19 protein-coding genes, 2 tRNA genes and 1 pseudogene are annotated in these 14,802 nt (G+C 41.8%); 14 read left to right on the top strand and 8 right to left on the bottom strand.

Going from position 1 to position 14,802, the window contains the following annotated elements; genetic code table 11:
- The first annotated feature begins 40 nt into the window (after window positions 1-40).
- The gene (locus BA70_RS19700; RefSeq protein WP_078061750.1) at window positions 41-310 is read left to right on the top strand and encodes a YesK-like family protein; all 270 of its coding nucleotides are present in this window, start codon (window positions 41-43) and stop codon (window positions 308-310) included.
- Here BA70_RS19700 and BA70_RS16560 read toward each other — a convergent pair.
- The 3 genes from BA70_RS16560 to BA70_RS16550 form a co-directional block, all read right to left on the bottom strand.
- Complete coding sequence (locus BA70_RS16560; protein WP_034324568.1) at window positions 307-846, bottom strand: GNAT family N-acetyltransferase; 540 nt, start codon at window positions 844-846, stop codon at window positions 307-309. The two genes, BA70_RS19700 and BA70_RS16560, sit on opposite strands and share 4 nt — an antisense overlap.
- Window positions 843-1,238, bottom strand: coding sequence for a VOC family protein (locus tag BA70_RS16555; protein ID WP_034324566.1), 396 nt, complete (start codon window positions 1,236-1,238; stop codon window positions 843-845). Before BA70_RS16555 ends, BA70_RS16560 begins: the two co-directional genes overlap by 4 nt.
- Window positions 1,239-1,431: 193 nt before the next feature.
- Window positions 1,432-1,929 carry a GNAT family N-acetyltransferase gene (locus tag BA70_RS16550; protein ID WP_239646693.1) on the bottom strand — a complete coding sequence of 166 codons (498 nt, stop codon included), beginning with the start codon at window positions 1,927-1,929 and terminating at the stop codon, window positions 1,432-1,434.
- Window positions 1,930-2,080: 151 nt separating this feature from the next.
- Here BA70_RS16550 and BA70_RS16545 point away from each other — a divergent pair, with 151 nt between their 5' ends.
- The 6 genes from BA70_RS16545 (at window position 2,081) to BA70_RS16520 (ending at window position 6,164) form a co-directional block, all read left to right on the top strand.
- Window positions 2,081-2,632 carry a TetR/AcrR family transcriptional regulator gene (locus BA70_RS16545; protein ID WP_034324563.1) on the top strand — a complete coding sequence of 184 codons (552 nt, stop codon included), beginning with the start codon at window positions 2,081-2,083 and terminating at the stop codon, window positions 2,630-2,632.
- Between the two features lie 81 nt (window positions 2,633-2,713).
- Complete coding sequence (locus BA70_RS16540; RefSeq protein ID WP_034324562.1) at window positions 2,714-3,262, top strand: dihydrofolate reductase family protein; 549 nt, start codon at window positions 2,714-2,716, stop codon at window positions 3,260-3,262.
- Window positions 3,263-3,370: 108 nt separating this feature from the next.
- A complete protein-coding gene (locus BA70_RS16535; protein WP_034324561.1) occupies window positions 3,371-3,844 on the top strand; it encodes a MarR family winged helix-turn-helix transcriptional regulator in 474 nt (157 codons plus the stop codon).
- On the top strand, window positions 3,828-4,451 hold the full coding sequence (locus BA70_RS16530; protein WP_034324558.1) for a nitroreductase family protein: 624 nt from the start codon (window positions 3,828-3,830) through the stop codon (window positions 4,449-4,451). Before BA70_RS16535 ends, BA70_RS16530 begins: the two co-directional genes overlap by 17 nt.
- A gap of 17 nt (window positions 4,452-4,468) precedes the next feature.
- The gene (locus BA70_RS16525; RefSeq protein WP_034324556.1) at window positions 4,469-5,521 is read left to right on the top strand and encodes an LLM class flavin-dependent oxidoreductase; all 1,053 of its coding nucleotides are present in this window, start codon (window positions 4,469-4,471) and stop codon (window positions 5,519-5,521) included.
- A 349-nt stretch (window positions 5,522-5,870) separates the two neighbouring features.
- Window positions 5,871-6,164, top strand: a complete 294-nt coding sequence (locus tag BA70_RS16520; RefSeq protein WP_008346693.1) for a hypothetical protein — start codon at window positions 5,871-5,873, stop codon at window positions 6,162-6,164.
- A 33-nt stretch (window positions 6,165-6,197) separates the two neighbouring features.
- Here BA70_RS16520 and BA70_RS16515 read toward each other — a convergent pair whose 3' ends face one another.
- On the bottom strand, window positions 6,198-6,761 hold the full coding sequence (locus BA70_RS16515) for a helix-turn-helix domain-containing protein (RefSeq protein ID WP_034324555.1): 564 nt from the start codon (window positions 6,759-6,761) through the stop codon (window positions 6,198-6,200).
- Between the two features lie 112 nt (window positions 6,762-6,873).
- Here BA70_RS16515 and BA70_RS16510 point away from each other — a divergent pair, with 112 nt between their 5' ends.
- Window positions 6,874-7,461, top strand: a complete 588-nt coding sequence (locus BA70_RS16510; protein WP_034324553.1) for a LysE family transporter — start codon at window positions 6,874-6,876, stop codon at window positions 7,459-7,461.
- A 4-nt stretch (window positions 7,462-7,465) separates the two neighbouring features.
- Here the strand turns inward: BA70_RS16510 and BA70_RS16505 are convergent, their stop codons facing one another.
- A complete protein-coding gene (locus BA70_RS16505; RefSeq protein ID WP_034324550.1) occupies window positions 7,466-8,017 on the bottom strand; it encodes a GNAT family N-acetyltransferase in 552 nt (183 codons plus the stop codon).
- A 322-nt stretch (window positions 8,018-8,339) separates the two neighbouring features.
- On the opposite strand from BA70_RS16505, the gene BA70_RS16500 reads away from it, so the two are divergent.
- Together BA70_RS16500 and BA70_RS16495 are read left to right on the top strand one after the other, a co-directional pair.
- Window positions 8,340-8,525, top strand: coding sequence for a CsbD family protein (locus BA70_RS16500; protein ID WP_034324548.1), 186 nt, complete (start codon window positions 8,340-8,342; stop codon window positions 8,523-8,525).
- 163 nt (window positions 8,526-8,688) lie between these two features.
- Window positions 8,689-9,350: pseudogene (locus BA70_RS16495) on the top strand (O-methyltransferase).
- Window positions 9,351-9,386: 36 nt separating this feature from the next.
- On the opposite strand, the gene BA70_RS16490 reads toward BA70_RS16495, so the two are convergent.
- Together BA70_RS16490 and BA70_RS16485 are read right to left on the bottom strand one after the other, a co-directional pair.
- Entirely contained in the window at window positions 9,387-9,707 is a 321-nt protein-coding gene (locus BA70_RS16490; RefSeq protein ID WP_034324546.1) for an AzlD domain-containing protein, read from the bottom strand.
- Window positions 9,704-10,429, bottom strand: coding sequence for an AzlC family ABC transporter permease (locus BA70_RS16485; RefSeq protein WP_034324543.1), 726 nt, complete (start codon window positions 10,427-10,429; stop codon window positions 9,704-9,706). The genes BA70_RS16490 and BA70_RS16485 overlap by 4 nt, the downstream gene beginning before the upstream one ends.
- A 297-nt stretch (window positions 10,430-10,726) precedes the next feature.
- On the opposite strand from BA70_RS16485, the gene BA70_RS16480 reads away from it, so the two are divergent.
- Together BA70_RS16480 and BA70_RS16475 are read left to right on the top strand one after the other, a co-directional pair.
- A complete protein-coding gene (locus tag BA70_RS16480) occupies window positions 10,727-11,602 on the top strand; it encodes a DMT family transporter (RefSeq protein WP_034324541.1) in 876 nt (291 codons plus the stop codon).
- 80 nt (window positions 11,603-11,682) lie between these two features.
- Window positions 11,683-12,702 carry a S66 family peptidase gene (locus tag BA70_RS16475; RefSeq protein WP_034324538.1) on the top strand — a complete coding sequence of 340 codons (1,020 nt, stop codon included), beginning with the start codon at window positions 11,683-11,685 and terminating at the stop codon, window positions 12,700-12,702.
- A gap of 38 nt (window positions 12,703-12,740) precedes the next feature.
- Here BA70_RS16475 and gltP read toward each other — a convergent pair whose 3' ends face one another.
- Window positions 12,741-13,991, bottom strand: a complete 1,251-nt coding sequence (gltP, locus tag BA70_RS16470; RefSeq protein ID WP_034324613.1) for a glutamate-aspartate/proton symporter GltP — start codon at window positions 13,989-13,991, stop codon at window positions 12,741-12,743.
- A 370-nt stretch (window positions 13,992-14,361) separates the two neighbouring features.
- On the opposite strand from gltP, the gene BA70_RS16465 reads away from it, so the two are divergent.
- Both BA70_RS16465 and BA70_RS16455 read left to right on the top strand, forming a co-directional pair.
- Window positions 14,362-14,438, top strand: a tRNA-Arg gene (locus tag BA70_RS16465).
- Window positions 14,439-14,566: 128 nt separating this feature from the next.
- A tRNA-Arg gene (locus tag BA70_RS16455) sits at window positions 14,567-14,643 on the top strand.
- Window positions 14,644-14,802 lie beyond the last annotated feature (159 nt).

Genomic DNA, 14,802 nt, shown 5'->3' with positions numbered 1-14,802 from the left:
ATTGTCATAGGATAAAAAAGAAAATAGGAGTTGATGAGATATATTCTGGCTGCAAACCGCTATTTTTACTGTTATTGTGCTCTGTCTCTCGTGGTGGGCAGGAAAAAGACGGAGACATCGCCATGCTGGGCTCGTTGTACCCATATGTGTCACCCTGTTTGGATTAATTCTATTAATAGGTAGCTTCTTCATTGGCAGATGGGAAGGGATGGCGCTCAGTATATCAAGCGTCTCTATCGTTCTAGCTTCAATGATTTGTTTGATTATCGTCACAGGGGTTCATTTCTTTAAAAAAGATGACCCTTCTTAAACTGGGGCATCTCCATTGTTGATTTGATTGTATTCTTCACGCAGAATACCCATGATGATGATATCTGAATAAGTGCCGTTGAAATAGAGCGCTTGACGTCTTTTTCCTTCGTATTGAAAACCGGCTTTCTCATAGCTCCGAAAGGCTCTTGGGTTATGAGAAAAGACTTCAAGCTCAAGACGGTTCAGTTCTAATGTGTCAAAGGCGAATGCTTGTACCATCCGAACGGCCTCAGTGCCATAGCCTTTTTGAAAGTGCTCTGGACCATGAAGCGCAATGCGAAAGCTTGCCGTATGGTTCATCGGGTCAATATCCACAATCGCCGCATCCCCAATCATTTCTTTCGTATCAAGCAGACAAATAGCGAAATCTCGTCTGCTGTCATCCTGCAGAAAGCGGGTATAGGCTGAACGAATTTCTTCTAGTGTGAACGTTTTGCGTGTGCCAGTCATGTGAAGTGTTTCTGCATGCTGGCACCCTTTATGAATACCAGGATAATCTTGCTCTTCAATCGGTCTCAAAAATAGTCGAGTCATGATGGATCTGCCTCCTCTATATATCGGGAGATTTCAATTAAATTCATATCAGGATCACGGATATAAACGGATTCAATCGGACCTAATGTACCAGTGCGCCTTACTGGCCCCTCTTCGATTGGAACGACCTGCTTTCGAAGGTGTAGCAGCAAACGGTCCATATCTAAATCGGTAATAAAGCACAAATCGGCAGATCCAGGAAGTGGATGAGCAGCTTTTGGTTCGAATTCATGACCAGCTTCATGAAGGTTGATCTTTTGTAAACCAAAACGAAGAGCTTTACGGCCTTCTCCAAAAGTCTCTTCCTTCATCCCTAATACCTTTGTATAAAAGCGAATGGTTTCCTCCATATGTTGTACAGTCAACACGATATGATCAAGTCGTCGTATCATCAGTCTCTCCTCCAAGTATGATCGTTGATTGAACTGCTTCTATTATATCATCCCTTGAAGAGGATACCTTATTTGATCAAGGTTTTATAACTCCAGCTTTCTAAGAACATGCCATCTCCGTGCAGTACTCTCTCATCAAACTCCGTCCACCCATTTTTCTGGTAGAAATGACGATTGGCCTCGTTGTGTGTAATCAGCGTGAACAGTCACCGCCTTGATTAGCGATAAAAGGGAATAGACATTCCTTTAACATCTGGCTGCCGAGTTTTTTCCCTTGCTGGTTTTTTGCAACGACAAGTGCTTCTAAATACCAATAAGGTTGCTTTAAGGAAGAGAACGCTTTTTTTGCCTCTTTTAAAATGCTGAAAACATGCTGAATGGCCGATATGCCGCCTGTGAAGAGGAGTTTTAATCCACCTGACAAAATATAATCCATGAGGCATAGTTCAGGACGAGATGGATGTTTTAACAGGGCGGCAGCTACAACCTTTTCATTCTCCACTCCAACAAAACAGCTTTGGTGCTGGAAATACACTTTTGTGTTAACCAAATGCAGCTGACGGGCGAAAGCAGACCGCTTTGAAACCTTCTCACATAACAAATCAAAAAATATATAACCTTGAAACGAATCATCTAACAACTCTGCCACTCGAGGCAGTTCATCTTCTTTTGCCAATCTAAATTGAATCATCAGTTTGTCCTCCCAGTTTTTAAACAGATATAGTTTTTTGAACATGTGTCTATTATAATAAGAAGAAAACAAACCGAACATCGGCAATGGATGATCTCTTGTTCATAAATAGACAGTGGAAGCCCAATTGTTCAAAAATGGAGGGTGTTTCATGAAGGACAGACGAACAATCAAAACAAAAAAGGCAATACGGGAAAGCTTTCTTGAGCTATTAAAGGAAAAAGACGTTCAACAAATTACAGTATCAGAGCTATCTAGAAGAGCGGATTTAGGAAGAGGAACCTTTTATTTGCACTATCAAGATGTGTTTGATTTGCATGAGCAGCTCGAGAAGGAACTATTTGATCAGCTTGGCGGACTATATGATGAATCGTTTCCGAGTCAGGACCCGCTGGATATGCTTTCATTTTTAAACAAAACAACAGAGTATCTGAAAGAAAATCAATATATGTTGACGTTATTTGTAAAACCTAATGGTCCAACGACGAATCAATTTAAAGCGTTTTTTAAAGAGAAAATCATGAAAGAGTGGCAGCTTGATCAGCGTCATATTACGGAGAATGAACAGATTGAGGCCTCTTTTGTCGTGTCTGGTGTCGTTGGTGTACTTGAGGAATGGATTCATGAAGACATGACAGTTGATGCCGAGAAGCTCGCACACAAATTATACGAGCTTCTTGTCAAGGTGGAACAGGAATCGTAAGAAGTGAGTATCCTTTGCCATTCCTTTCTGTTACAATCGAATAGAATGTATGTTCTTATTTGAGGTTAGGGAGTGGTAAGATTGAGTGAGAAAAGGAAGCTGCTTTTTTATGGGGCGATGAGTATCGATGGATATTTAGCGAGAGAGGATCATCGTCTTGATTGGTTAATAGGAACAGAGGGTGAAGAGGAAACGAGGTATGAAGCATTTTATGCGTCAGTTGATACGCTCATCATGGGACGTAAGACATATGAGCAGGTTCTTAAGCTCTCACCTGACGAATTTCCTTATGAAGAAAAGACTTGTTATATCGTTTCAAGCACTTTACAAGACAGTCATCAAGGAACACACATCATTCGCGAAGATCTCTTAACATTTATCAAAAACTTAAAAAATGAAAAAGGCCAACATATTTGGATTGTAGGAGGCGGGGAACTGCTTCAGCCTTTATTAAAAGCAAGTTTGGTCGATGAGCTTTTTCTCCAAATCGCACCTGTCATGATTGGTAAAGGAATTCCTCTTTTCCCTCCAACGAATCAGGAGTCTAGATTTTCATTACAAGAAGTACAACAATATCAACAAATTGCTGAAATGCATTTTGTCTTAAAAGAAGATCGAAAAGACCACTGAACCAAAGTGGTCTTTTTTTGATGAAACAAACTCGTTGACAATCATATATCCTAGTGTTAGGATAAATTTATCCTAGTTTTAGGATTTATTGAAGAAGGAGTAGTTGCCATGGTGCAGCATGAACATGAATTAGATTTAAGGCTATTCCGCGTGTGGATGAAAGCCTATCAAGCCCTTTTTACAAATATCCAAAAAGACATTGAACGTTATGATATCGGATTTGAAAATTTTCAGATCCTTGAATTGCTCTATAGTAAGGGGCCGCATCCCGTCCAAAAAATTAGTGACATCTTGTCAATCCCAAGTGGAAGTATGACATATGTCGTGAACAAACTAGAAAAACAAGAACTGGTGAAAAGGCAATGTGCGCCATCTGATAAGCGGGTATTCCATGTATGGCTTACGGATAAAGGAAAGCAATTGTTTGACGACATTTTTCCTAAACATACAGATGTCATTTCACAAAATCTGTCCTTTATTGAAAAAGACGAAAAAGAACAGCTCATCGAATTGCTAAAGAAAATCGGTTTAGGGGCGGAACAACTTCGCGAAAAGGGGAAACAAGATGACACTCAGCTTTGATACATTGGTACGTGAAAGACGTTCAGCATCAAATTTTTTGCCAAATATCTCGATTTCGAGAGAAGAGCTTAACAGCATATTTGAAGAGGTCAAGCTGGCACCATCTGCTTTTAACTTACAGCATACACAATATGTTGTCGTCCAATCAGAAGGTCTCAAAGAACAAGTAAGAGAAGCTGCATTTGGACAATATAAAGTACATTCCGCTTCAGCAGCTATCATTGTGCTGGGAGACCCGAATGCTTATGAGCAAGCAGGAAACATATATGAAGGCTTAAAAATGCTAGGCATTTTAAACGCGCAGCAATATGAAGAAATGGTTAGAGAGACGATGAGCTTTTATGAGCAGAGAGGGGCGGATTTTCAGAAGGAAGAGGCGATTCGCAATGCTTCATTATCTGCCATGCTGTTTATGCTTGCCGCCAAAAACAAGGGCTGGGATAATTGCCCAATGATTGGTTTTGATCCTGAAGCATTGAAAAAGGTTCTGAACATCGAGTCGGATTTGGTTCCTGTGTTAATGATCACACTCGGAAAAGAAAAAGTAGAGAGCAGACAAGCGAGAGGCTACCGAAAGCCTATCGCTGAATTTGTGACATATTTATAAGATAGGGGGTTCCATACATGGAACTAGGAATTAGTACATTTGTAGAAACAACACCTGATTTTCAAACAGGAAAAACAGTCAGTCACGCACAGCGTATTCGAGAAGTAGTAGAAGAAATTATTTTAGCAGATCAAGTAGGCCTTGATGTATTTGGAGTGGGTGAGCATCACCGGGAAGATTTCGCCGCTTCGAATCCAGCTGTCGTATTAGCGGCAGCGGCAACACAAACAAAGAATATTCGCCTGACGAGTGCAGTGACAGTCCTTTCATCTGCAGACCCTGTTCGTGTATTTCAGGATTTTGCTACATTAGATGGACTATCTAACGGACGAGCAGAGATCATGGCAGGCCGTGGATCATTTATTGAGTCATTCCCGCTCTTTGGCTATGACTTAGATGATTATGAAGAATTATTTGAAGAAAAACTAGACTTACTGCTGAAATTACAGCAGTCAGAGCGTGTGACGTGGAGCGGAAAGCATCGTCCAGCCATTCAAGATGTTGGGGTATATCCAAGACCTGTTCAAGATCCACTTCCAATCTGGATTGGCAGTGGAGGGAACCGTGAATCCGTCGTACGTGCTGGATTATTAGGGTTACCGCTTGTACTCGCGATCATTGGTGGCAGTCCTAGACAGTTCGCACCGCTCGTTCAGCTATACAAGCAAGCGGCTGTACATGCTGGACATGATCCGGAGAAATTAACTGTGGCGTCACATTCGCATGGATTTGTTGCGGAAGAAACAGAACTGGCAGCAGATCAATTCTTCCCTTCTACACAGCATGTCATGAATACATTAGCGAGAGAGCGGGGCTGGGGACCTTACACCCGTTCTACGTTCGATGCAGCGAGAACATTAGAAGGCGCACTGTATGTTGGAGATTCAGATGCAGTGGCAGAGAAAGTGATTCACCTGCGAAAAAATGTAGGGATCACACGTTTTATGCTTCATGTACCGGTTGGTTCAATGCCGCATGATCAAGTGCTAAAAGCCATTGAGTTATTTGGAAAAGAAGTGGCTCCTAAAGTAAGAGAAGAGGTTGCTCGCTGGGAAGCAGAACAAGAATAAATAAAAAGGTCGATCAAGTGAATAGGCTTGATCGACCTTTTCTTATGATTAAGGATCAATGACACATGGTTTCACTGTAGGGCATGAAGCAGCAGAAGCAAGTGGTGTCGTCGTCAAGGTGAAGAGGAAAACAAGTTGAAAACAGATGAGCCATTTTTTCATGAAATCACCTCCGTTAACAAATGTTTGACTAGAATGAGATGAGGATAAAAGCACAGAAGTATGTAAAACTCTCTATCCAGCATAAGACAATCATATCATAATTTTCAAAAAAATGAAAAAATAACTTACTAAAGTTCTAAAATATGGTATGGTTAATATGTTCAACAAAAAAGGGAGGGATTTTTGTATGAAAAAGGTCATAACTTCTGTTTTGGTTGGAGCAATTGTTCTAACGGGTGCGGGTGTCACCGCTGTCCCGGTAGAAGCGAAGGGGAAAGTAAACAGTGAAGTAACGGTACAAGCAAGTCGAACCGTCTCGGAAACGAGAACATATACGACGTCAAACATCCCATCAAGTATTACATATGCAAAGGATGGATGGGTCGGTATTCTCTATCAATCGTCAATTGAAGAGTTAGGTTTAGGAAAATATAGAGTTACCTTTACTGGAACGGTTGTACGCGATCCAGGGTTTAATTAAATAAAATATAAAGCTGACAGGTGGACAAGCCTGTCAGCTTTTTTCATGGGGATAATAGAGAATCATTTGCATCCGTACCATTTGTTCACCGGTTTGTTTATACGCATGCATACGGTCCGCTTTGAAACGAATGGAGTCGCCAGCTTTTAAGATGTATTGTTCATCACCGATAGATAAATCAAGTGCTCCCTCAAAAACGGTGATCAATTCCTCTGTTCCCCCAATATGTTCATTCGCATATAACGACCCGCCAGGATCAATTTCTACCTGGTACACTTCGAATTTCCCCCAATCATCAAAGGGAAAAGTCGTATATACACGATATCTTCCATCGTCCTCAGTTAAAACCTGCCCGTCCTCTTTACGTACCACCTTGATTTCTGGCTGCGGTGCGTAAATGAGCTCACTAAAAGACACCTTTAATCCATTGGCGATTTTCCATAAAGTCGTAATGGTAGGCGTTGATTCTCCTCTTTCGATTTGTCCAATCATTGTCTTGCTAACACCAGTTAATTCTGCCATCTTTTCGAGGCTTAACTTTTTTTGATCTCTTAGCTGCCTCACATTTTTAGAAATAATTGATTGTACGTCTTCCATGAAAAAAACTCCTTTCTCTATTTACTTTATAAAGACCGAGCGTTACAATAAAACGTAACATACGCAATAAAGTAATTATAGTCTATATAGCGTATAAAAGGGAGGCGGCAACTTGATTCTTTCTATGTTGATCTATGCTTTTGTGAGCAGCTTTACCCCGGGGCCAAACAACATCATGGCCATGGTCTTTACGAATAAATATGGGGTCAAGCAAACATTTCGATTTTGTTTAGGGGTGGGTATCGGATTTCTCGTCATTTTGTGTTTGAGTTGTTTCTTCAATATCATTCTTTATCAAGTCATGCCGAAAATAGGCTGGGTCATGGCGTTCATCGGAGCCGCATACATGATTTATTTGGCCGTTAAAATTATGAAAAGTAAAGGCGGTGATGACGAAACACTTGACCGCTACAATCATTTTGTCCCTGGTATGATGCTGCAATTTATCAACCCAAAAGCGATCTTGTATGGGCTGACCGTAATTTCAACGTTTGTTTTGCCGTATGGACAATCTAATATGCAGTATGTGATATGGACGCTGATTCTCGCATTTATTGGCTTTCTCGGTACATTCAGCTGGAGCCTATTTGGCTCTTTATATAAGCGTTTTTTGACTGCTTACGAAAAACCGTTCCAGTTTGTCATGGGGCTGCTTCTGATATACAGTGCGATTTCAATGGTATGGGGCTATGTGATGTAAGTAGTCAGAAGCTTGGCCGCTGCCTGCCCATCACAACAGTATCATAATACAGTCCGTCTGCCAGTCGTTTATCGTTTTTTAATACCCCTTCAATCTCAAAGCCATGGTGTTCATATAACCGAATGGCTTTTTGATTGGTTTTCAGCACTTGAAGTGAAATCTTTTGAATGCCCTGTTTATCTGCCCAATCGATAGAAGCGGCTAAAAGCTCTTTGCCGATGTGATAGCCCCAAGCATCCTTCTGTACAGCGACGCCAAACGTCACTTTGTGAGCAAAGCGTTTGAGTGAATGCCCTTCGCATCTTGAAAATCCTACAATCTCTCCTTCGATGTCAGCGACCAAAAATAAATGCCGGCTTTGCTTGGAATCCTCTTGAATGATAGCCTCGAATTTTTTTTCATCAAGAAACGCTTCGCCTGGTTCACGGTCTAAATATTCTGTTTCACCATCAATTTTTAGTCTGAGAGCTGACAACTGTTTGGCATCTGCTAACGCTGCAGATCGAATACGATAGGTCAAACCACGAACTGTGAATATGTTTTCAGATATGATCATTGAACTAAGCACCAACCCTTCATTCTATTATGTCTATCATACCTGAAACGTGTACATAGCAGGTTAAAGATTTTAAGTCTGTCTTATAGATCATTATTTTTTAATCCAGCCGACCCAGGCTGGATTTTCATGATTTAGACTGAGAACTTAAATAAGCTTCTTTCGCAACTGTTAAAAAGTGATCAGCGACGGTTGATTTTTCATCTTGTCTCCATGAAACATATAAATTTATTTTTGGTGTAGTTTCTTGGATTGCACACTCAGATGTTTTGTATCTTTCAAAAAGGCTAAATGAATTGTATCAAACGTGGAGGTGGAACAAATGAGTGAAGAAAAAGGACATATGGATAAAGCGAAAGGAAAAACAAATCAAGTCAAAGGTCAAGTGAAAGAAAAGCTTGGCGAAGCAACAGATCATCAAAACCTGAAAGCAGAAGGGAAAAAGGATCAAGCAAAAGGGAAACTCCAAGATAAAAAAGGTGACCTGAAAAATAAACTAAACCATTAGTTTGCCGATAGCTGCAGGTACCACCTGTGGCTTGACCCATGTCTCCATCATCACATTCCTTTCATCAATAAAATGAATAGGTGTGTGAAAAGATTTGATTATATATTCTCGCTTCCGTCATGTAGACTTGAGATAGAAGACATGAACAAGGGAGATGGATGAAATGGAGCAAGTATGGGGGAAAGTTGACGAGTATATCAAAGACAAATTGATGGCTAAAGATAACGTATTGGAGCAAGCTCTTACCAAGAATAAGCAAGCGGGGCTGCCAGAAATTGATGTGTCGCCGGCTCAAGGGAAAATGCTCTATTTGTTAGCAAAAACCAAGGGTGCAAAGCGCATTTTAGAAATCGGTACACTTGGCGGATATAGCACCATTTGGCTGGCCCGTGCTCTTGAAGCGGATGGAGAACTCATTACATTAGAGGCTGTCAGTCATCATGTAGAGACCGCACAGCAAAACATCGACAGAGCAGGCTTGGCAGAACGAGTGACTATTTTTCAAGGAAAAGCGTTAGATACTTTATCTCAGCTAAAAGAGCAGGATACACTCCCGTTCGATTTGATTTTCATTGATGCAGACAAACCAAACAACCCGAAATATCTGAAGTGGGCGTTACACTTCTCAAAAAGGGAACAGTCATTATTGCAGACAATGTGGTCAGAAATGGAGCAGTTCTTCATGCATCTGATCAAGATGAGCGAGTGAAGGGGACTCGTGAATTCTTCGATTTACTCAAACAAGAGCCGAGAATTGAGGCAACCGCTATTCAAACTGTTGGTGAAAAAGGTTATGATGGGTTTGTGTACGGAATCGTAAAATGAAAAAAAGCTTAACCGCATGTGGTTAAGCTTTTTCTTTTAGAAAAACCATCTAGCAGTGCCCATCAGCATGACCCCAATCAGAACAGTAAGTGACAAGCTTTTTGTCCAAATAGCGATCAGCACCGTCGGAACCAAGACAGCAAGATACATCCAATGAACGGTGACGCCTGTTATTGTATGGATGAAAAGATGCTCTGCAATCAACGCAGTGAATATACAAATCGGAATAAACGATAACCATTTCAGTACGACTTCAGGCAGCTGAATACTCCGTACAAATAAAAAGGGAACGACCCTTGGAATGATGGTCACAATCATACAACCAAGAATCAGCCATATCATAAAGCTGCTGATCATTTATCTGTCACCACCCCAATGGTTGCGACAATCACGGTTGCTAACAGAACAGCTACGTGTGAAGGAACAAAATGAAGCAGAACAAACATCGCAACGACCATATACAAAACAAGTGACAAGCGATGGGTTAATTTATTTTTTGGCACAGTTTGCAAAGAAAGGATCAAAAGCGCAGCAAACATGGCAGATAGGGCAAAATCAAGACCAAGCGCTTCAGGGTTTGATATCCAATGTCCAAAAATGCCGCCAAGTGTACAGGCAGCAATCCAGCACAAATAAGCTGTTAAGTTCAGTCCATGCATCCAGCGGTTGTTCAGTTTTCCTTGCTGCGCTAATTTGTTCATCGCTACGCCAAAGGATTCGTCAGTCAGCAAAAGACCAAATCCGATATTTTGCTTCAAAGAGTAGCGTGTAAAGTGAGGGGCGAGCGTGAGACTGAGCAATAAATGCCGCAGATTCACAATAAATGTAGTGAAAATAATAGCGGAAAGGGGACTCCCTGTTACAAGAAGTGCACAGATGATAAACTGCGAAGCACCTGCGTAAATAAAAATAGATAAGAGCGCAATGTCCCATATACTTAACTGCGCGCTAATTCCTACAATTCCGAAGGCAAACCCAATACTCATATAACCGAGCAGGGTTGGCACACAATCTTTCACTCCCTCGAGAAACGGTTCGTGTCCCGCACTGGGAATATGTTTCCTAGCTTCAATATCCAACGACCTCTACTCCTTTTCTGCGTGACCACCCATAGTTTTACTTACTATATGAAAACGAATTCAGCATGTCAATCCCTATTTATCTTCTATTATATGAAGAAAGATGACGACAAAAAAGGATTGAAGTAAACCAAAATTTGTTATAAAGTAATCAGAAAATAAAAACAATTGAGGTGACGACAATGCAATGGAAGCCTTTGTTTGAACATGATGTACCAAATACCCTCCGTCCATAACGGAGAGTGATCTCCGTTTGTGGATATGGCGATGAATATATCCAGTAACGGAGGGAAAAGGATGAATGAAAAATATATAGGTGCTCTTTACTTAGCAATTGCTGCAAGTATTTGGGGCGGCATGTACGTTGTTGTAAAAGTAACAGTAGCGGTTGTTCCCCCACTTGAACTCGTATGGATGAGATATGCAGTAGCAGGAGTCGTTTTGGTGTTCACCATATGGCGATTGGGTTTTTCTTTTCGATTAGATAAAAAAGACATCCCGCTCATTGCGGCGATTGGGCTGATTGGAAATTTTCTTTCGATCGTGACCCAAGAAATTGGCACCATGTACACATCTGCCCAAATGGGGGCAGTCATCACATCTGCAACACCTGCCTTTATGGTGCTTTTCGCGTTCTTTCTATTAAAAGAATCATTCACTGTTAGGAAGTGTGTCTCTATCCTGCTTGCTACAGTGGGTGTACTCACCATGATTGGACCTGTCGCTGTTCAAACAGATGAATTTGCTGGCGGTCTCTCATTGGTCATCGCTGCTTTAACATGGGCGCTCATGTCTGTTCTGCTTAAACGGGTTCCAGGAAAATATCCTCAGGTGGTCACGACAACCTATGCGATCATCATTGCATTCATTGTCTTAACACCGCCTGTTCTATTTCGTCTGCCTCACCTAGATTTGCAGCAAATAGCGAGACCGGAAATTTGGGGTGGTATTCTTTATCTTGGTATCATCTCAACAGCCCTTGCTTTCTTTCTGTGGAATAGAGGGCTTCAACTCATGGATGCCTCGAGCGGTGGACTGTTTTTCTTCTTTCAGCCTATCGTTGGCGCAGCTCTTGGCTGGCTGCTTTTGGGAGAAGAGATGGGGATGCGCTCTTTCATTGGGATTCTATGTATCTTTGCAGGTGTCTATACTGTGCTGCGGCAAAAGGAATAAGATGAGATGTCCCTTGGAAAAGGGGCATCTTCTTTACAATAAGTAGGAAGAGAGATGAATAGTGGATGGAGGTGGACAAGATGATCCAGTATCCGCATTTGCAAAAAGGACAGACAATTGGCGTCACAGCACCTTCCTCAGGTGTACAGTCATCTTTGCATGAAATGTTCCATCTGGCATGCAAGCGGATGAAAGAAAGAGGTTATGATGTCATATGTGGAGAGACGGTATGGCAGCAGAAAAAGGCAAAGTCAGCCCCTGCCACAGAACGAGCAAACGAGCTCCAGCACATGATGACATGTGATGAGATTGACCACATCATCCCGCCATGGGGCGGACAGTTACTCATTGAAGTGTTAGAGCATCTTGATTTCTCAACGATGCAAAAAAAGTGGATTCTTGGTTACTCAGATACGAGTGTACTCCTTTTGGCATTCACATTAAAAACTGGCATTGCCACAGCGCATGGTCCGAACTTTGTGGATCTCCAAGGTGAAGAGCTTGATCAGATGACTGTCATGTGGGAAAAAGTGCTTGCCGCTACAGGAGAGACGGACATTACCCAGTTTTCTTCATCTATGTATCAAAAGGAATGGCAGTATGATCACCCGAGTAAACATGTCTTTCATTTAACAGAGCCAACCGTATGGCGTACGGTTGATCCACACGAGACGACGGTGAAGGGAAGACTGCTTGGTGGTTGCATTGATGTCATACGTCATTTAGCAGGAACACCTTTTGGAGATGTGAAGGCTTTTCAAGAAACATTCCTTAAAGGTGAACCGATTCTATGGTATTTCGAAAACTGCGCATTAAATGCTGCGAGCATGAAGAGATCTCTTGTGCAATTAAAATTAGCAGGGTGGTTTGATGACTGCTCTGGGATCATGTTCGGCCGGAGCGCAGTGGATGTGCCTGTCGAAGGATATGAATATACTGATCTATATGAAGAATTACACAAGGAATTACAAATCCCGATTGTTTACGATATTGATTGTGGACATGTTCCGCCGCAAATGACCTTCATCAATGGAGCGTACGCAGAAGTGCAGATTCAAGACGAAGGCAAGGCAGTTCTGAAGCAAACCTTTTTACCATAAGAAAAGGAAAGGGTGAACCCTTTCCTTCATAGAAGACATTACATCCCTTTTGTTTCCTCACCTGCTTTTGGAACTTCCCATGCTGACTCACGAAATACTTTTTCCCATTTAGATACGACAATACATGCAACTGCATGCCCTGGTACATTCACGCCAGTTCGTGCCATATCCATAATTCTGTCAACACCGGCGATAATGGCGACACCTTCTGCTGGAAGACCTACTGCGTGGGCCGTTGCCAAAAGAACAACGAGCGAACCGGATGGCACAGCTGCAATGCCTTTACTTGTTAATACAAGAACAAGCATCATGAGGAGCTGCTGTGATAGACTCATGTCGACGCCAAACGCTTGTGCGAGAAACACACAGGAAACGGATAAATATAAACTTGACCCATCACAATTCAGAGAAAGACCAGAAGGGATCACGAAGGAAACGATTCTTTTTGGACAGCCGTATTTCTCCATCCGTGACATGAGTTGAGGAAGAACAGTTTCTGTACTTGTAGTGGAAAAGGCAACTAAGAACAAATCCCAAATCATTTTTAATACCTCGAAGTAGTTAAAACGGAAGATCAGTGCGACAAGAGGGAACAAAACAAATAGAATAATGAATAATCCTAAGAATACAGTCCCGACAAGCTTCATCATTGGGATTAATAAAACGATGCCATATTGACCAACAGAAGCAGCCATTAATGCAAGAACCCCGATAGGTGCTGTCACCATCACCATTTGCGTTAGCTTAAACATAATTTGTGCCACAGATTCAAAGAAGGTTAGAACAGGAGCGGATGCTTTGCCGATGCCGCTTGCGGCTACACCAAATAAAATGGCGAAGAAAATCACAGCAAGTAAATCATTCTGAGCCATGACATCGACGATATTGGTTGGAATGATATCTAATACCATTTGTTTAAAGTCAACGACCTTCTGAGTATAGCCATCTAATTCCCCAATATCTTTCTTAGCTAATTTAGAGAAATCAAGTCCAACGCCGGGCTTTAGGACATTAGCCAATAATAGACCGATCCCAAGAACGATGGTTGTGATGACCTCAAACCAAATGATCGTCTTTAATCCGAGGCTGCCCATTTTTTTCATGCCGCCGCTACCAGCCGCACCAATAACAATAGTAGAGAAAACGATAGGAACAACGATCATTTTAATCAATCTAATGAAGCCATCACCAATTGGCCGCAGTGCCATTCCGAAATCAGGGAAGAAGTGGCCAATAAGAGCTCCTATCACCAAAGCGATCATGATTTGAAAAGCGACGAACTTTTTCATCATCTCCTACCTCCTTTAAATGCATGAAAAATATTAAGAATTTTCCAATAAATAAAAATTCTAGGTGGGCGTGTTTTGTCCTTCTTTGGATTTAGAAAGATTTTATTTAAGAATGATTGAGATTATGAGAGAAGAGAAGAAAAATAGGGCTATCGCATCTCTATTTATCTAAGAAAATATCACTTCTTAAAAAACATGAAACTTTTTTAGAAAAATGTATTGACCCTTTCATATGATTCATGGTATATTTTTATTCGTCGCTGATGACGCATTTGAAACACAGACATTCAAACGCATGTGACAAACAAATTTCAAAAAAATGTTGACTTAGTAAAAACGATATGTTAAGATAATTAAGTCGCCTGATTAAGCGCCCGTAGCTCAATTGGATAGAGCGTTTGACTACGGATCAAAAGGTTAGGGGTTCGACTCCTCTCGGGCGCGCCAATATAAAATAAACCACGCGGGTGTAGTTTAGTGGTAAAACCTCAGATTGGCAGACACACAGGACTTAAAATCCTGCGGTAGGTGACTACCGTGCCGGTTCAAGTCCGGCCCTCGGCATTATACAATAAGCGCCCGTAGCTCAATTGGATAGAGCGTTTGACTACGGATCAAAAGGTTAGGGGTTCGACTCCTCTCGGGCGCGCCAATATAAAATAAACCACGCTCAGCTTGGTAGAGCACTTGGTTTGGGACCAAGGGGTCGCAGGTTCGAATCCTGTCTTCCCGACCATCTTTTATGGGGCCTTAGCTCAGCTGGGAGAGCGCCTGCCTTGCACGCAGGAGGTCAGCGGTTCGATCCCGCTAG

The organism is Bacillus zhangzhouensis (genome assembly GCF_000715205.1).
Taxonomy (GTDB): Bacteria; Bacillota; Bacilli; order Bacillales; family Bacillaceae; genus Bacillus; species Bacillus zhangzhouensis.
This window is presented reverse-complemented; position numbering and strand designations above follow the sequence as displayed.